Below are 17,915 nucleotides of genomic sequence, written 5' to 3' on the forward strand. Positions count from 1 at the left end.
AGGAACCCCCATGTCCAAGACCCACCTGTTCGACCTCGATGGCAAGATCGCATTCGTGTCCGGCGCCAGCCGTGGCATCGGCGAGGCCATCGCCAAGTTGCTGGCCCAGCAAGGCGCCCACGTGATCGTGTCCAGCCGCAAGCTGGAAGGCTGCCAGCATGTGGCCGATGCGATCATCGCCGACGGCGGCAAGGCCACGGCCGTGGCGTGCCATATCGGTGAAATGGAGCAGATTACCCAGGTGTTCGCCGGTATCCGCGAACAATTCGGCCGCCTGGATATCCTGGTCAACAACGCCGCGACCAACCCACAGTTCTGCAACGTACTGGATACCGATCTGGGCGCCTTCCAGAAAACCGTGGACGTGAACATCCGCGGCTATTTCTTCATGTCGGTGGAAGCCGGCAAACTGATGCGCGAAAACGGCGGCGGCAGCATCATCAACGTGGCCTCGATCAACGGGATATCGCCGGGTGTGTTCCAGGGCATCTACTCGGTCACCAAGGCCGCGGTGATCAACATGACCAAGGTGTTCGCCAAGGAGTGCGCCGAGTTCGGCATTCGCTGCAACGCCCTGTTGCCGGGCCTGACCGATACCAAGTTCGCCTCGGCGTTGGTGAAGAACGACGCGATCCTGAAAATGGCCCTGGCGCAAATCCCGCTCAAGCGCGTGGCGGACCCAAGCGAAATGGCCGGCGCGGTGCTGTTCCTGGCCAGCGATGCCTCCAGCTACACCACCGGTGTGTCGTTGAATGTGGACGGTGGCTTTCTGTCCTGACCTCTCAAACGACGCCAGCCCTGTAGGAGCGAGCTTGCTCGCGAAGCACTCAAGGACACCGCATTCATCCTGGATGCACGCGTTATCGTTGAGGCTTTTCGCGAGCAAGCTCGCTCCTACGCATTCGGCGGCTGTTGCCGAAAGCTTACCGCCAGGCGGTTCCAGCCACTGATGCTGGACACCGCCATGGTCAGGTCCACCAGTTCCTGCTCGCTGAATTCCACGCGCGCCGCCGCGTACAACTCATCCGATACCGTCGAGCTCGGCAGTGTCGCGACCGACTCGCTCCAGGCCAGCGCGGCTTTCTCCCGCGCCGTGAAGAACGGCGAATCACGCCAAACGCACAACGCGAACAAGCGTCGCTCGGTTTCACCGCGCTGACGCGCCGCCATCGAGTGCATATCGGTGCAGAAACCGCAGTGATTGAGCTGCGACACACGAATCTTGATCAGCTCCAGCAAGGGTTTCTCGATGGACAAGCCAAAGGTCGTCGCCTCCAGCATCAGCATGCCCTTGAGCGCTTGCGGCGAGGCGGTGTAGTAATCCAGGCGCGATTCCATGGGGCAGTTCTCTGACGGCGGGTCCAATGAAAGTCCAGCCTAGGGCCCGCCAGGCATAAGCCCTATAGCCAATCGGGCGGTTTGTGCGCAGACCATTTTGCGCCTGCCACGCACGCGCGTAATCTTGGCGCAGACTCAATGCCTGGAATACAACATGGAATTGCACGTGGTGATCAATGGCCGCAAGGACCTGGCCGAACAGCTGTACCAACAGCTGCGTGAAGCCATTGGTTCCGGGCGCCTGGCCGCCGGCGCGCAACTGCCGCCCAGCCGCCTGCTCGCCGAACAATTGGGCGTGTCGCGCAAGACCGTGTCCGACACTTACTCCACCCTCACCTATGAAGGCCTGCTGATCGGCAAGACCGGGCGTGGCACCTTCGTCAACGCTGGCACGCCACAGAGCGAGCACCTGCAAACCGCCACCGACCTGGCCTGCGCCGCCCAACTGGCGAAGTGGCAAGCGCTGCCCTCGCCCATGCGCCACCCCACCCGCGACGGCACGCTGCGCTATGAATTTATCGGCGGCGCCACCAGCCGCAACCAGTTCCCCCAGGACGAATGGCGGCGCTGCACCCAGGACGCGCTGCGCCGCATTGCCCAGAACAGCGGGTTCTACAGCCAGCCCGAAGGCTTGCCGGCGTTGCGCAGTGCAATCGCCGGGCATATCGCGTTCTCGCGCGGCGTCAAATGCCGCGACAGCGACATCATCGTCACCAACGGCGCTCAGCAGGCGCTGGACCTGATCGCCCGCGTGGTGCTGGAGCCGGGCAGCATGGTGGCCATGGAAGACCCAGGCTACAGCCCCGCCCGCCAGTTATTCATGGCGATGGGGGCCCGCGTCGCCAGCGTGCCGGTGGATGACCAAGGCATCCAGGTCGACCGGATTCCCGACGGCACCCGGCTGATCTACGTGACGCCCTCCCATCAATTCCCCCTCGGCATGCCCATGAGCCCGGCGCGCCGTGAAGCCTTGCTGGCGCGCGCGTTCGCGCTGGGCGCGATCATTATCGAGGACGATTACGACAGCGAATTCCGCTACGAAGGGCGGCCTACCGACTCCCTGCAAAGCATGGACAACCGTGGCGTGGTGACCTACGTCGGGACCTTTTCCAAAACCTTGCTGCCGGAGCTGCGCCTGGGTTATGCGGTGCTGCCGCCGGCGATTCATGGCGCGGTGCTCAAGGCCAAGCAACTCACCGACCAGCACAGCTCGACGCTGCCGCAATGGGCCTTGGCCAAATTCATCAGTGAAGGCTACCTGCTCAAGCATATCCGCCGCTGTCACGCGGTGTATGCCGGGCGTCGCGAGCGAATCCTGCAGCGCCTGGCGGGGGATCTGTCGCCCTGGTTCGAAGCCGTGCCTACCGTGGCCGGGTTCCATATGGCGGCGCTGTGCAAAGTGCCGGTGGACATCCCGCTGCTGATGCAGCTGGCGCGCCAGGTCGAAGTGGGCTTGTATCCCCTGGATGTGTTTTTCCACGACGCCCCGGTACGTCCGGGCCTGATCGTCGGCTTTGGCGCCATCGAAACCCTGGATATCGACCCGGCGCTGGACAAGGTCCGCGATATCCTCAAGCAGATTGGCTAGCGGACTTTGCGCCGGATTGGTCATTGGTCCTGTCGCCACGAGGTTCTAGGCTGTGCACTGACACCTGACCCGGAGACCATCGCCATGCCAGCCTGTGCCTTCAACACCGTCCATGTCCACGCGACCGCCGGGCGCTCAACGCAACTGGGCGAGCGCCTGCAGCAGATCGCCCAAGCCATACGCAGCGCCCCCGGCTGCCTGGATTACACGGTGCAGCGTGACCCGGCCAACCTCGACCTGTGGACCGTCAGCGGCCGATGGGTCTGCGCCGAACAGCTCAACGCACACTTCAGGCTACCCGCCCTGCAAGGCTATATCGAACTGACTGGCGAGCATCTGGCGCGCTGTTTGACTTTCGACCATTGAGCTATTGGTCTACCGGACTTCGCCGCCATTGGTCATTGGTCCCCCAGGCCGCGCGGCGTAGGGTGAAGTGGTCTCGAACCACTTGGAAACCTTGCCATGAAATCACTGCTTGCTGCTGCCCTGATCCTTGCCTCGCTCAGCGCCTTTGCCCACGAACCGGTTTACCACCAGGAGTCGATCAAGGTCTTGCAAGAACACGCGTTAACCAATGTGCCCGGCAAGAAAACCATCCTGCTCACCGTCGGCTACGCCCCGGGGCAGGCTACCGTACCCCACAGCCACACCGGCACCGCCGTGGCCTATGTACTGGAGGGCGCGGTCACTTCGCGGGTGAATGATGAAAAGGCGAAAACCTACAAGGTGGGTGAATCGTTCTATGAACCGGCGGGCTCGCGGCATTTTGAGTCGAGCAATGCCAGCCGGACGAAACCGGCCAGATTGTTGGTGGTGATGGTGCTGGATGACAAAGCCGAGGTGCTAACGCCATTGCCAGAATAACCCGCCACACCAGCGATGCCCATGTGGGAGCTGGCTTGCCTGCGATGGCGGTGTTCCAGGCACAGTTGTGTTGGCTGAACCGCCGCCATCGCAGCATAGGTATCTACACATCTTTGTAGTGAGCGGGCTTGCCCCGCGCTGGGCTGCGAAGCAGCCCCAAACCAGGCGAATTGGGTTTATCTGAAACTGCGCGGTGTCTTTATTGGGGCGGCTTCGCCACCCAGCGCGGGGCAAGCCCGCTCACTACAGGGAGATTTGTAAGCCTTTGAACCTTGTGTAGATACCTATGGCCATCGCAGGCAAGCCAGCTCCAACAGTTTGAATCGCATACAGCCAGGAACTCACGGGCGTATGAACTGGCGACGCAGCGCTTCAATCCGTGGCCGACACGCGCAGCCTTCCAGATGATCATTGACCATCCCCACCGCCTGCATCAGCGCATACATCGTGGTCGGCCCCACGAACGTCCAGCCGCGCTTCTTCAGCGCCTTGGATAAACGCACCGACGCCGGCGACGTGGGGTTTGCCGTCCAGTAAGCCAAGTCCACCACCGCAGGGCGCTCCTCATCGCCGGGCTCGAATGCCCATAGCCAACGCGCCAGCGAACCCGTCGCCTCCACCAGCTCACAGGCCCTGCGCGCATTGTTAATGGTCGACACGATCTTCGCCCGATTACGCACGATGCCCGGGTCCTGCATCAACCGCGCGATATCCGCCTCGCCGTACTGCGCCACCCGGCGAAAATCAAACCCGTCAAACGCCGCGCGGAACTGCTCACGCTTACGCAAAATGGTGATCCAGGCCATGCCCGCCTGGAAGCCCTCCAGGCAAATCTTCTCGTACAGCGCACTGTCACCCGCCACCGGCACGCCCCACTCATGGTCGTGGTAGCGCGGATATTCCGGCGCGGCCGTGCGCCAGGTGCAGTGGGCCTGCCCGGTTTCGTCGGTGGTCAGTCCTGGTTTGTCCATCCATCACCTCATGAGCCGAGCGGTGGATGATAAGCGAAAAATTTTCCACCCCGCCAACCGCTCAAGCACCGCCCTCGCCGACCAACTGGTCAGACCGGGACTCGTCAACCGACAAATAATGAGTTGTTATTTCAAAAATACCTGGCCTAGACTGGCGACGCACTGGACTTACCGGTATGACCACAACAATTAAGCCCTGGAACCACCAGGGCACCGAATAGAGATCCCTCCCATGCTCAGATGGTGCTCGCGTTCGATTTTCCTGCAAGTTGTGATTGGCCTGATGCTCGGCGTCATTTGCGGCCTGGCCCTTCCCGAATTCTCCACGCAACTCAAACCCCTGGGTGATGGCTTTATCAAGCTGATCAAGATGCTGATCGGCCTGATCGTGTTCTGCGTGGTGGTCAGCGGCATCTCCGGCGCCGGCGACTTGAAAAAAGTCGGGCGCATCGGCCTCAAGTCGGTGATCTACTTTGAAATACTCACCACTATCGCCCTGGTGATCGGCCTGGTCATGGCCTTCAGTACCGGTATCGGCACCGGTGCCAATATCCACTTGGAGCAACTGTCATCGGCGGGCCTCCACGAACTGGCCGACAAGGGTCAGCACATCAAGGGCACCAGCCAGTTCCTGATGGACCTGATCCCCAACTCGGTGATCGGCGCCTTCGCCGAAAACAACGTGCTGCAAGTGCTGCTGTTCTCCGTACTGTTCGGCAGCGCGTTGAACCTGGTGGGCGAGGCGGCCTCGGGCATCACGCGGCTGATCAATGAACTGAGCCACGTAATTTTCCGCATCATGGGCATGATCGTGCGCCTGGCGCCGATCGGCGTGTTCGGCGCAATCGCCTTCACCACCAGCACGTACGGACTGGACTCCCTGCAGCACTTGGGTAGCCTGGTGGGCTTGTTTTACCTGACCTGCTTCGCGTTCGTCGGCCTGATCCTCGGCGTGGTGATGCGCGTATCGGGCCTGCGCCTGTTACCGCTGCTCAAGTACCTGCGTGAAGAGTTGCTGATCGTGATGGGCACCGCCTCTTCCGACGCGGTGCTGCCACAAGTCATGCGTAAACTCGAGCACCTGGGGATTGGCAGCTCCACCGTCGGGTTGGTGATCCCGACCGGGTATTCGTTCAACCTCGACGGGTTCTCGATCTACCTGACCCTGGCCATCGTGTTTATCGCCAACGCCACCGGCACCCCGCTGTCAATGACCGACCTGATGACCATCTTGCTGGTGTCGTTGATTACCTCCAAGGGCGCCCACGGCATACCCGGTTCGGCGCTGGTGATCCTGGCGGCGACCCTCACCGCCATCCCGGCGATTCCGGTGGTGGGCCTGGTGCTGGTGCTGGCGGTGGACTGGTTCATGGGCATCGGTCGCGCCTTGACCAACCTGATCGGCAACTGCGTCGCCACCGTGGCCATTGCACGCTGGGAGAAAGACATCGACATCCAGCGCGCCAACAAAGTGCTGGAGGGTCAGCAAGGTTATGCCTTCCAGGCCAAGAAACCGGTGTTGCCGGCGCGTCAGGAGTTCTGATCCATTTAAAAGAACAACACCTAGCAGAGTGTGGGAGCTGGCTTGCCTGCGATAGCGCTGGGTCAGGCGCCAGATCCATTGCCTGGCAGTCAGTCATCGCAGGCAAGCCAGCTCCCACACTGGGTCATCGCCAATTCAATTATTGTGTATGCACTTAAAGGAGTACGACGTGATCAGCACTTCAACCGTCGTCAATTCAGTGGTAGAAAAACTGCGCGCCGCCCTCGCGCGGGGCCAGTGGCGCCGGGGCGAAATGCTCCCCGGCCAGCGCGAACTGGCCGAACAGATGGGTATCAGCCGCCCGAGCCTGCGCGAAGCGGTGATCGTGCTGGAAACCCTCGGCCTGGTGCGTTCCATGCCCGGCAAAGGCGTGGTGGTCCTCGAGACCCGCATCAGCGAGCCGCAATCAAGCGACGCGGTGGCGGATGCCAGCCTGGAAGATATCCTGCAACTGCGCTACACCCTCGAACCTTTCATCGTCGGCCTGGTGGCCCAATCCATCAGCAGCAAGGAAGTCGGCCAACTGCGCCTGACCCTGATGGACATGCGCGAAGCCCTCGACGCAGGCGACGCCGAAGCCGGCATGAATGCCTACATCGGCTTTCACGAAGAACTGTTTGCCCTCACGTCCAACCCGATCTTCCAGAACGTGGTGCAGCAGACCAGCAACGCCCTCAAGCAAAGCGCCCAGGTGCTGCGCAATTCGCCGGAACACCTGGCCGAACGCCTGCAGGAAAACGAAGCCGTGGTGCGCGCCATCCGCAACAAGAACAGCGCCCTGGCCAGTGCCGAAATGCGCCGGCACATCCTCCAGGAAGGCTTGCGCATGGGCATTGCCCTGAACATCCCGGACGACCATCTGGGCAGCTGACTTTGGAGACTGGCCATGACCGCTCACGCACTGCAACGCGACCCGATCTTCCCTGCCCTGCGCCTGATCGCGGGTAAAAAGCTTTCGGTGGACGATATCTACCCACGCCTGTTCGACGCCATTCTCGAACAACGCATCGTCCCGGCCAGCCGGTTTACCGAAGAGAGCCTGGGCGAAACCTTTGGCGTGAGCCGCAGCGTGATTCGCCGGGTGCTCGCCAAGCTATCGCATCAGCAAGTGGTCATTCTGCGCCCTAACCAGAGGGCCCAGGTCGCCACTCCAGATAGGCAACAGGCCCAGCAGATTCTGGAGGCCCGAAGGCTGACAGAAATGACGGTGGTGCGACTCGCCTGCACTCACGCCAAGCCGGAGCAGGTGCGACAGTTACGTGAACTTATCCTGATGGAGCAGGAATGCCTGGTACGCGATCAGCGCGCGGCAGCCATCCGCCTGTCCGGCGAGTTCCATCTTAAATTGGCGGTGATTGCCGGCAACGGCCCCTTGGCGCAGTTCCTTAACAGCCTGGTGCCATTGACCTCGCTGGTCATTGCGCAGTATGAGACCCAGCCTTGCAACGGGTGTGCATGGCAAGAACACCAGACGATTGTCGACGCGTTGGAACGCCGTGACATTATCCAGGCTCAAGCCATGATGGCTCGGCATCTGGACCATCTGCAGCATCGCCTTGCAAGTTACCTGACGACTTGATTGAGGCATGGCAACACTTCATCTAGATATATGTATCCCCGTTTAATCGGCTGTTTCAATAACCTGAATACGCACCCTTTCGGTGCTTATTAGAGGTTTGGACCATGTCTGCCGCGTCAACTGTAAGACCTGCGCTGTTCGATTTGCTGTCGCAACTGACTGTGCAAAAAGAAACCCTGTCACCCTCGCTGAACGCAAACCTGGAGGTCTTGAACAAGACTGCTTCACTGGCCGGTATAAAACTGTTCGGGCTCAATGCTTTCGACGAAGCTGAGCGTTACCTGACCATTGGCGCAGCCGGCGGGTGCGTCCTTTGCCAATTCTACATGGCCACTTGCCACGCATTACAAGACGGTATCTGGTACAACGAGGACGGAACGTTATCTTCTCGAGCCAGCGAAGAAACCAGAAAGTGGCTCAACCTTGCAGCGGCGCAAAACTACGTTCCCGCGCTTATACAGCTGGGGGATACCGCGTCGCTGGAAAAGGCCAAGACACTGGTCAACGGCTTTTCGCGGGAAGAAGCGCCCAACGGTATGTATTACATGTACCTCATCACCAATGATATCAGCTGGCTTGAAAAGTCCGCCGCCGCCGGCTGGGACTTGGCTAAATTCAAACTCGCCGAACAATATCGACGCAAACCGAGCTTGATCGCCAACGAGGCGCTGCGCCTGGCGCGAATCGAGGAGCTGTATCAAGAATCCGCCGACGCGGGTCTCCCGCTGGCGATGTATGCGAGAGTCTTCGCCACGGACTCCACCGCCAACCTTGCGGAAAAGCAGATTCGGCTCGCCCATTTGGCGCGAGACGGCCACTTGAGGTCGATGCTGGAGTATGGATACGCACTCGCTAATATTCCGAACAGCCAAGACCCGGTGCAGGACCAGAATGGCCATCCGCTGCCGGTAACCAACCGCTATGGGCTAGCAACAGATCTCCCGGTTGCTTATGCCTATTTACAGTATGTACATAAAAATCTGGAAGGCCCCATTACCGCACCCCAGCTCCCGGCTGACCTGCATCACATCGAACGGCGAATGACGCCTTCGGATAAGCAAAGAGTCATGCAAATTTTTTCAAGCCTTGATTCAAGGATATTCCAGCTGTTCAGTCGCGTGGAGGATTTGATCATCCCAGGTACCGCAAAATAACGGTTCACCACGACTTCCTGGACATAAAAAAATCCCCGGATCAAAAGATCCGGGGATTTTTTACGCGTCAGCCTTCAGTCTGGCTGTTACAACACCGACTGACCACTCAACGCCAAGTCCAGCAACTCACGGTTGGCCACCGCATACATGGCGTAGTCCGTGCCCACCGCGGCACGGATTTCCACCATCATTGCGCGCCAGCGATCGGCCATGTCCTGGTGCTGCTCAAGCCACAGGGCCACGCGGGCTTCCATGTCTTGTGGCGCATCGGCCATTTGCAGGACCGAGATGGTGATCGCGCGCTGCTGCCAATCCACATCGTCGCGGAACGCTTCACGGGCCTGGGCCTGCCAGTTGTTGGCCACCGGCAGATCGCTGATCTGCTGCAGGTACCATGGCAAGTCCAGCGCGCTGCCCACGGCGAAGTAGGCCTTGGCCACTTCGGCGGCATCGTGGCCAGTGACGTCGGCGGCCTCGATGATCGGCAGCAAGGTGTACAGGTGCGTAGTGCCTGCCACCATGCGCGCCAACAACTCCGGCACGCCGGCTTCGGTGTAGGCCTGGTAGCGGGTCTGCCAACCTTCACGGGTCGGGCCTTCCAGCAGTTCGTCAAGCTTGAGGCCCAACGCAGCCAGGTGCGGACCGAAATGCGCGGTATCGCGCCCGGCGTCCTGCTCGTTGCGACGGCTGCGCAGGAACCAGCGCGTGGCGCGACGGCCCAGGCGCATCAGCTCGTCCATCAACTGCAACTGCACATCGGCCGACACCTGGTGGTCCAGGGCTTCGATCTGACGGAACCAGTGCGGGAGGTGGAAGATGTCGCGCACGATCACATAAGCGCCCGCCACGTTCGCCGGGCTCATGCCGGTCGACTCTTTGAGCCGTTGAACGAAGGTGATGCCCATGTGGTTGACCAGGTCGTTGGCGATCTGGGTGCTGACGATCTCACGCTTGAGGCGGTGACGGCGCATGGCTTCGCCGAACTTGGCTACCAGGCTCGGCGGGAACGCGGTCTCCATGTCACGGGTCAGGTACTCATCATCCGGCACCTGGGACTTGAGCAGCGCTTCCTTGAGGTCGATCTTGCTGTAGGAAATCAGCACCGACAGCTCCGGGCGGGTCAGGCCCTTGCCATTCGAGGCGCGCTCGACGAGCTGCTCCTCGGTCGGCAGGTACTCGATGGCGCGGTCCAGCTTGCCACGACCTTCCAGGTCGCTCATCAGGCGCTTGTACTCGGCGGCACGCTCGTAGGCACGGCGCGCCGCCAGGGACAGGGCCTGGGTCTGCTTGTAGTTGTTGCCCAACACCAGGTGGCCGACTTCGTCGGTCATGCTCGCCAGCAACTGGTTGCGTTGCTTGTCAGTCATGTCACCGGCCTGCACCACTTCGTTGAGCAGGATTTTGATGTTCACTTCATGGTCGGAGCAGTCCACGCCACCGGCGTTGTCGATGAAGTCGGTGTTGGAACCGCCGCCATTGAGGCCGAACTCCACACGACCCAGCTGGGTCATGCCGAGGTTACCACCCTCGCCCACTACCTTGCAGCGCAGCTCGTTGCCGTTGACGCGCAGCGCGTCGTTGGCCTTGTCGCCCACGTCGGCGTGGCTCTCGGTGCTGGCCTTGACGTAGGTACCGATACCGCCGTTCCACAACAGGTCCACCGGCGCCTTGAGCAAGGCGTTGAGCAGTTCGGTCGGGGTCAGCTTGTCGGCCGAAATGTCGAAGCGTTCTTTCATCTGCGGCGAAATGGCGATGCTTTTGGCGCTGCGCGAGAAGATACCGCCGCCTTCGGACATGATGCTGGTGTCGTAGTCGGTCCAGGCCGAGCGCGGCAAATCGAACAGGCGCTGACGCTCGACGAAGCTGGTCGCCGGGTTCGGGTTCGGATCGATGAAAATATGCATGTGGTTGAAAGCCGCAACCAGTTGCAGCTTGTCGGACATGAGCAAGCCGTTACCGAATACGTCGCCGGCCATGTCGCCAACACCGACCACGGTGATGCTGTCTTGCTGCACATTGATGCCGCGCTCACGGAAGTGACGCTGCACACCGACCCACGCGCCCTTGGCGGTGATGCCCATTTTCTTGTGGTCGTAACCGGCGGAACCGCCGGAGGCGAACGCATCGCCCAGCCAGAAGCCGTAGTCGATGGCGATGCCGTTGGCAATGTCGGAGAAGGTCGCAGTGCCCTTGTCCGCCGCCACCACCAGGTACGGGTCATCGTCGTCATGACGCACGACGTTGGCCGGCGGCACCAGGGCGCCGTCCTTGAGGTTGTCGGTGATGTCCAACAGGCCGGAAATGAAAATGCGGTAGCAGGCGATGCCCTCGGCCGCGATCTCGTCCCGGCTGCCGCCCAATGGCAGGCGACGCGGCAGGAAGCCGCCCTTCGCGCCCACGGGCACGATGACCGAGTTCTTCACTTGCTGGGCTTTTACCAGGCCGAGCACTTCGGTACGGAAGTCTTCCTCACGGTCGGACCAGCGCAGGCCGCCGCGGGCCACGTTGCCAAAGCGCAGGTGCACGCCTTCGACGCGCGGCGAGTACACGAAGATTTCAAACTTCGGCACCGGCTTGGGCAGCTCGGGGATTGCGTGCGGGTTGAACTTGAAGCTGAAGTACGACTTGTTCTGGCCGTTGGCGTCGGTCTGGTAGAAGTTGGTACGCAGGGTCGCCTTGATCAGGTCCAGGTAGCGACGCAGGATGCGGTCTTCGTTGAGCACCTGGACGTCGTCCAGCGCTGTGAGGATCGCTTGTTCCAGGCGTTGTTGCTTGTCTTCCAGGTCGTCGGCGGTGAGTTTGCGCGCCAGGTAGAAGCGGGTCTTGAACAACCGGGTCAACTCGCGGGCGATGTCGGTGTGGTTGTTCAGGGTACTGGCGATGTAACCCAGGTCGAAGCCCAGGCGGATCTGCTTCAGGTAACGCGCGTAGGCACGCAGCAAGGCCACGTCGCGCCACGGCAGGCCGGCGGTCAGCACCAGGCGGTTGAACGCATCGTTCTCGGCGTCGCCATGCACGATGTGCACGAACGCATCCTGCAGGGTGTCGTTGAGCTGCTGGATATCCAGGTTCACGCCTTCGGCGGCGATGAACGCGAAGTCATGGATCCAGAACTCACGGCCATTGGCATGACGCAGGCGGTAAGGGAATTCGCCGAGCACGCGCAGGCCGAGGTTTTCCAGGATCGGCAGCACGTCCGACAACGCCAGCGGGGTGTCCGCATGGTAGAGCTTGCAATGCAGCTCGCGCTGGCCGGAGACCTGGCCCAGCGGCTGATAGAAGCTCATCACCAGCGGGTTGGCTTCGGTGAGGCTCAGCAAATGCTGCATGTCGACCACGGCCGAATGCGCGGCAAACCGCTCGCGGTAGCCGGCCGGAAAGCCTTTCGGGAAGTCCGCCAGCACATTGGTGCCATGGGCTTCGCCGAAGCTTTCGACCACCAGGCTGGCGTAGTCGTCCTGCCAGCTGCGGCAGGCCTGTACCACTTCTTTTTCCAGTTGCAGCGGGTCGATGTCCAGGCGGTTCTTCGGATCCACCCGCAGAATCAGCTGCACGCGTGCCAGCACGGATTCGGAGAAGAAGGTCCAGAATTCGCAATCCGAGGCTTTCAGGCGATCCATCAGTACTTGCTGGATCTTCTGGCGCACTTCGGTGGAATAGATGTCGCGTGGCACATAGGCCAGGCAGTAGCAGAAACGCCCGTACGGGTCTTTGCGCAGGAACACGCGGATCTTGTTGCGTTCCTGTATCTGCACGATCGACATCACGGTGCTGAACAGTTCATCGACCGGAGTCTGGAACAGGTCATCGCGCGGCAGCACTTCAACCACTTGAGCCAACTCTTTGCCCAGGTGAGCCTTGGGCTGGAAGCCGGAGCGGCGTTCGATTTCCGCGACCTTGCGACGGATGTAAGGAATCACCCGCACGCTCTCGCCATACACCGAGGAGGTGTACAGGCCCATGAAACGGTGTTCCTTGATGACCTTGCCGTCGGCGCTGATCTCGCGGATCGACACGTAGTCCGGGTAAGCCGGGCGGTGCACGCGGCTCGGGTGCGCGGCCTTGGCGAACGACAGCACGGTCGGCTCGCGCAGGTAGGCCACGGCATAGTCCTCGATGCGCAGGTCATCGGCGGTGAGGCCGGCGCGCAGCAGCTTGGTCAGACCGAGGAACGAGCTGGCGTCATATTCGAGATGACCGCCATCGGCCTCGTCACGTACCACGAACTCTTCATAGCCGAGGAAGGTGAAGTGGTTGCCCACCAGCCATTCGAGGAAGTTCTTGATCTCGGCTTTTTCTTCACCGTCGATGCTGAACGGGCTGGCGTCGATACCGGCCAGCAGGTCCTGGACCTTGGCTTTCATCGGTTCGAAATCGGCCACGGCCACGCGCACTTCGCCCAACACCTGCTCAAGCTCTTTGCTCAGCACGTTCAGTTCGGCGGCGTTGGCGCAACGGTCGATTTCCAGGTACATCAGCGATTCTTGCTGGATGCCTTCGCCCTGGGTGCCCTTGGGCAGAATTTCCAGCAGTTCGCCCTTGCTGCCACGACGTGTACTGAGCACGGTGGTCTGCAGGGTGTGGATGCTGTAGCCACGGCGGTTCAGTTCGGTACGGACCGAATCCACCAGGAACGGCAGGTCGTGGTGCAGCACTTCGACCGCGGTGTGGGTCGATTGCCAGCCATGACGCTCGTAATCGGGGTTGTAGACCCGCACTTGCGGTTGGGTGTTATCAAAGCGCTCAAGCAGGCGCCAGGCAGACAGGGTGCAACCGGCCAGGTCGGACAGGCGACGCTGGGTCAGTTCATCCAGGGAAATAATGCCGAAGAATTGCTCAGCGAACAGCGCCACTTGTGGCAGTGCCTGTTCACTGATGTGCTGCGCCAGTGCCGCTTGCAGTTGGTGCTGGAAGTCGGCCTTGCTGGCTGCGGTGAAGAACGCCATCTGTGGTACTCCGCTTGGGCTTGTTATTGATGGAAGCGTCGCGTGTTATCCCCTTGCGGGGAGACCGTCAGCTCTGATTCGCAGGTAAGCATAGGGCAGCTTAACGGATCGGAGTGACAGGTGGGTGAAGCTGGACAAGACAATGAGGTCACATACAACTTCCATAAGATGCGCACCGTGCCGGGTGACGGTACGACGGGCAGGTCAGGCGCCAGGCACATGCACATCCGCTACGCAGCTTAACGAGTGTGGGAAGACAGCTGCTTGCGACGCTGCGACATATTCGGTCATCGGTAAGCAGGAGGCGGGGTTGTGATGGGTGCAACCGGCGAATACCGGGCAAAAACCCCGGCTTTTCGCTCGACTGAGTACCGGGAATGACCCAGCGAGCCTGTCAAGTCATGCCTGAGCAACGCGAACATGTTGCCATACAACGCCCCGCGCTTCGGCCAAGGCGTTTCACGCCTTGAACACCAGCCCCTTTATGAAAGCGGAGATAGGTTTGCCAGCCTGCCCGAAGCCCTCAACAAACAGCGGTTTCAACACATCACGGATGCCCTCGACCACACGTTTGTCTGCGCCGGGCCGGCCATTGTTATAGCTGTCGATACCAATACCCAGCTTCGCAGCCCCTATACCGATGGCCACCCCCGTCAGCGCCGCCCCTACCGGAGGAAACGCAACGCCCAGCGGGGCGAGAAGTATCAAGCCATAGCTCGCGTAATTCAGGTACTTGAACGCTATCTGCTCCTTGACGTCGCGATTGAGCACAAATTGCTGGGAGGTGGCCGCCTTCGTGTCGGCTTCGGTGCGTCGCTGCATTTCTTCGAACGGGTTGCCGTGAGTCACTTGCCCCCCGAATAAGCCGCCCTCTTCCCAATAACCCTGCTTTTGTTTTTTCTCCTCGGGAAAATCACCCGCCAGGAAGCTGCCAACAAAATCCAATCGCGCATCGGCGCCCAGCGTCCTGAACTCAGTCGGGCGATCCTGGGGCCTGAAGTAAAACTTCAGGGCTGCGGCCTTTTGAGGATCCTTCACTTGCTCGCCGAGCCACTTATTCATGTCCTGCACAGCGTTGAAACCTTTAAGCGCTGGGGTCTGGCCGGGCAGGTACAGCAGGACTCTGCCGGTGGTCTTGTCCCGCGTGTAGAAGGCGCGCATTTCAAAACCGTTGAACGTCAGGAATTTGGTTTCAAGGTTGGGGTCGGCCTTGTAAGGCTGGCTCAGGTCATGATCATTCAGATCGGCGTATTTTTTATCGGCGGGCAGGCCTGCCACGCCCATGGCGATGCGCCGATCATTTTCGCTGAGCGATCCGTCATGATGCTGCGTGTGCGCGGTTTTCAAGTACGCGCCGGTGGCCGCGCTCTTGTAGGCATGACGGGAATTGTTATCCCAGTAATCGTCCAGATATTCGTCGTAGGGCGTTTTATAGCTGTACTCCCAGACCATTTGCTTGAAATCGGCGGGTGGGATATCAACTTTATTGTGCTGGTCATAGACATTTTCAGAACCTTGCGCAGGCTCGGTGTAAATGCCTTGGTAATAACTGGTGAACCCGCTTTCCTGATCTGGCAGCTCAAACGTACCGGTTGCCGTCGGTGTTTCGTTATGCCTTGAACTCGGTTTTATCTGAAAGGGCCCGTCCTCGCCCGTGCGCTTACCCATGCGTGACGGTAAATCGACGTCCTGTATATTGAGTTTCGCCGCGTCGGTCAGCGAAATTTTCTGAACGATGACCCCTTTATACGGTGGAGTATTGGTGCGGTGATCATAGGCGATGGTTACCAGGAAGGTTTTGTCGGGGTCCAGGTCCTTACCCTTCTCCATGATCTGGCGCCGCACGTGCACCGAGGTCACCTGGTTGGCCGTCAGCGGCTTGGTGTAGGCCCGCAGACGTTGTTCCACGGCTTCGTTGGATTGAACCGGGGCCTTGAAGTAGGCCGGCGGGAAGCTGTGTGCGGTACCGGTCGCTTTATTGTCTGTGTCCGATTGGGCGATGGGCGTCGTCGCGGGCGCCTGAATCGACGAGGACGATGGTTTTTTCGACAGCGCTTGGGTAGTCATGTGAATTTCATCCGGCACGTTATTGACTCATCCCTTGTAAAGAATCGCCTTCCGTGTTCATTCAGCTCGTCGTGGCAAGTGCATGTAAATCCTTGCTACCACGTACGTAATTGGTGAATTCACTACGACTGAGTCCATTACTTACCTCTATGGCATTGCGCAAAAAAATCTATCGGCGAACGCCGCGTGCCTATCGTTGAGCTGGACAATGGATGGGACTATCCTTGCGGACTTCTTCTACCCACAGGACTCCCCATGCTGCAATTGAAAACCGACGCCCTCATGGCGACGCCCTGCGACGAAGAAGAAGACAACATGGCCATGCTCTGCTGCCACGGCAAGCACGGCGAAATGTTCATGCTCAGCCGTTACCCGGATGAAGAGGAAGTCGAGCTTACCTGGGACTACGAACCATCGACCCTGGACGGGCTGAAGATCACCCTGGGCGCCACGACCTTGCTGATTGAGCTGGCCGCGGGCGATGCCGATGCGCTGGGTGGCAAGGACCAACTTCAGATCACCCACAACACGGCCGCGTCGGATCTGGAGGAGGTGGAAGAAACCTTGCGCAACATTCTCAGGGGTACCGGTACGTTCGTCCGGATCTAGTCGTTGCCAGAAGTCAAATGTGGGAGCTGGCTTGCGTGCGATACAGACGACTCGGTGCACCAGGCACACCGAGGTGATGCTTTCGCTGGCAAGCCAGCTCCCACATTGACCGTGTTCACAACACGAAGCGCCCTCAACACAATTTGTGCGATCTACACAAAAATCCTACAAGTTTTGCCAAAAATACCCGTTACGTCGTTAGTCGCCGCCCCCTCCCATGCATTAAAGTAGGCGCCCCAGCCCAGCGCGCGTGTCATGGTGCCCCAGGCTCATCTTTCCAGGAACCGTCATCGATGGAACATCGTGAAGCGCTGCTTGCGCTGCGAACCTTTCTTTCTACGCAGATTCTCGGCCAGGAAAAACTCATCGATCGCCTGCTGATCGCCTTGCTCGCCGACGGCCATATGCTCGTCGAAGGCGCGCCGGGACTGGCCAAGACCAAGGCCATCAAAGAGCTGGCCGAAGGTATCGAAGCGCAGTTCCATCGTATCCAGTTCACCCCTGACCTGTTGCCCGCCGACATCACCGGCACCGAGATTTACCGTCCGGAAACCGGCAGCTTTGTGTTCCAGCAGGGGCCGATTTTCCACAATCTGGTGCTGGCGGACGAAATCAACCGTGCACCGGCCAAGGTGCAGTCGGCGCTGCTGGAAGCCATGGCCGAGCGCCAGGTCAGCGTCGGGCGCAGCACCTATGACCTGTCGCCGCTGTTTTTGGTGATGGCCACGCAAAATCCCATCGAGCAGGAAGGCACGTACCCGCTGCCCGAGGCCCAGCTCGACCGCTTCCTGATGCACGTCAAGATCGGCTTCCCCGATGCCGCCGTCGAACGGCGCATCCTGCAACAGGCCCGTGGCGAAGCGCTCAACGGTGAAACCAAGCCAGAACGCCGCGTCAGCCAGCAAGCGATCTTCGCCGCGCGCAAGGAAATCCTCGGCCTGTACATGGCCGATGCGGTGGAGGAATACCTGGTGCAGCTGGTGATGGCCACCCGCACCCCGGCCAAGTTCGATCCGGAAATGGCCGAGTGGATCGCCTACGGCGCCAGCCCGCGCGGCTCCATTGCGTTGGACCGCTGCGCGCGCGCCCATGCCTGGCTGGCCGGGCGTGATTTCGTCAGCCCCGAGGACATCCAGGCCGTGTTGTTCGACGTGCTGCGCCACCGCATCATTCTGTCGTTCGAGGCCGAGGCCGCCGGAATTGACCAGGACCGCGTCGTGCAACGCATTCTCGACGTCGTTGCCGTCGCTTGAACC

At 60.4% G+C, this 17,915-nt stretch carries 14 protein-coding genes; 10 read left to right on the plus strand and 4 right to left on the minus strand.

What is annotated here, in order from left to right:
• The first annotated feature begins 10 nt into the window (after positions 1-10).
• Positions 11-778 carry an SDR family oxidoreductase gene (locus ACLH0H_RS00305; protein ID WP_122488127.1) on the plus strand — a complete coding sequence of 256 codons (768 nt, stop codon included), beginning with the start codon at positions 11-13 and terminating at the stop codon, positions 776-778.
• Positions 779-894: 116 nt separating this feature from the next.
• Here ACLH0H_RS00305 and ACLH0H_RS00310 read toward each other — a convergent pair whose 3' ends face one another.
• Positions 895-1,338: a carboxymuconolactone decarboxylase family protein gene (locus ACLH0H_RS00310; protein ID WP_411380514.1), complete on the minus strand. Its 444-nt coding sequence runs from the start codon at positions 1,336-1,338 to the stop codon at positions 895-897.
• Positions 1,339-1,492: 154 nt separating this feature from the next.
• Between ACLH0H_RS00310 and ACLH0H_RS00315 the strand changes: the two genes are divergently transcribed.
• From ACLH0H_RS00315 to ACLH0H_RS00325, 3 genes are all read left to right on the plus strand, one after another.
• Positions 1,493-2,926 carry a PLP-dependent aminotransferase family protein gene (locus ACLH0H_RS00315; RefSeq protein WP_411380515.1) on the plus strand — a complete coding sequence of 478 codons (1,434 nt, stop codon included), beginning with the start codon at positions 1,493-1,495 and terminating at the stop codon, positions 2,924-2,926.
• An 84-nt stretch (positions 2,927-3,010) separates the two neighbouring features.
• Positions 3,011-3,292, plus strand: coding sequence for a putative quinol monooxygenase (locus ACLH0H_RS00320; RefSeq protein ID WP_411380516.1), 282 nt, complete (start codon positions 3,011-3,013; stop codon positions 3,290-3,292).
• A gap of 96 nt (positions 3,293-3,388) precedes the next feature.
• Positions 3,389-3,790 (plus strand): cupin domain-containing protein, encoded by a 402-nt coding sequence (locus tag ACLH0H_RS00325; RefSeq protein ID WP_411380517.1) that lies wholly within the window; start codon positions 3,389-3,391, stop codon positions 3,788-3,790.
• A gap of 341 nt (positions 3,791-4,131) precedes the next feature.
• On the opposite strand, the gene ACLH0H_RS00330 is transcribed toward ACLH0H_RS00325, so the two are convergent.
• Positions 4,132-4,761, minus strand: coding sequence for a DNA-3-methyladenine glycosylase I (locus ACLH0H_RS00330; RefSeq protein WP_411380518.1), 630 nt, complete (start codon positions 4,759-4,761; stop codon positions 4,132-4,134).
• A gap of 217 nt (positions 4,762-4,978) precedes the next feature.
• On the opposite strand from ACLH0H_RS00330, the gene ACLH0H_RS00335 reads away from it, so the two are divergent.
• The 4 genes from ACLH0H_RS00335 (at position 4,979) to ACLH0H_RS00350 (ending at position 9,037) form a co-directional block, all read left to right on the plus strand.
• Entirely contained in the window at positions 4,979-6,304 is a 1,326-nt protein-coding gene (locus ACLH0H_RS00335) for a C4-dicarboxylate transporter DctA (RefSeq protein ID WP_411382475.1), read from the plus strand.
• Positions 6,305-6,473: 169 nt separating this feature from the next.
• Complete coding sequence (locus tag ACLH0H_RS00340) at positions 6,474-7,175, plus strand: FadR/GntR family transcriptional regulator (protein WP_411380519.1); 702 nt, start codon at positions 6,474-6,476, stop codon at positions 7,173-7,175.
• A gap of 15 nt (positions 7,176-7,190) precedes the next feature.
• A complete protein-coding gene (locus ACLH0H_RS00345; RefSeq protein WP_411380520.1) occupies positions 7,191-7,883 on the plus strand; it encodes a GntR family transcriptional regulator in 693 nt (230 codons plus the stop codon).
• 104 nt (positions 7,884-7,987) lie between these two features.
• The gene (locus tag ACLH0H_RS00350) at positions 7,988-9,037 is read left to right on the plus strand and encodes a hypothetical protein (RefSeq protein ID WP_411380521.1); all 1,050 of its coding nucleotides are present in this window, start codon (positions 7,988-7,990) and stop codon (positions 9,035-9,037) included.
• An 86-nt stretch (positions 9,038-9,123) separates the two neighbouring features.
• Here ACLH0H_RS00350 and ACLH0H_RS00355 read toward each other — a convergent pair whose 3' ends face one another.
• Together ACLH0H_RS00355 and ACLH0H_RS00360 are read right to left on the minus strand one after the other, a co-directional pair.
• Positions 9,124-13,983 carry an NAD-glutamate dehydrogenase gene (locus tag ACLH0H_RS00355; RefSeq protein ID WP_411380522.1) on the minus strand — a complete coding sequence of 1,620 codons (4,860 nt, stop codon included), beginning with the start codon at positions 13,981-13,983 and terminating at the stop codon, positions 9,124-9,126.
• 459 nt (positions 13,984-14,442) lie between these two features.
• Positions 14,443-16,050 carry a dermonecrotic toxin domain-containing protein gene (locus ACLH0H_RS00360; RefSeq protein WP_411380523.1) on the minus strand — a complete coding sequence of 536 codons (1,608 nt, stop codon included), beginning with the start codon at positions 16,048-16,050 and terminating at the stop codon, positions 14,443-14,445.
• Positions 16,051-16,305: 255 nt separating this feature from the next.
• Here ACLH0H_RS00360 and ACLH0H_RS00365 point away from each other — a divergent pair, with 255 nt between their 5' ends.
• The gene (locus tag ACLH0H_RS00365; protein ID WP_411380524.1) at positions 16,306-16,659 is read left to right on the plus strand and encodes a hypothetical protein; all 354 of its coding nucleotides are present in this window, start codon (positions 16,306-16,308) and stop codon (positions 16,657-16,659) included.
• Between the two features lie 293 nt (positions 16,660-16,952).
• Positions 16,953-17,912: an AAA family ATPase gene (locus tag ACLH0H_RS00370; protein ID WP_003174327.1), complete on the plus strand. Its 960-nt coding sequence runs from the start codon at positions 16,953-16,955 to the stop codon at positions 17,910-17,912.
• Positions 17,913-17,915: the final 3 nt, after the last annotated feature.

The organism is Pseudomonas sp. MPB26, assembly GCF_046605355.1.
Classification (GTDB): domain Bacteria; phylum Pseudomonadota; class Gammaproteobacteria; order Pseudomonadales; family Pseudomonadaceae; genus Aquipseudomonas; species Aquipseudomonas cedrina.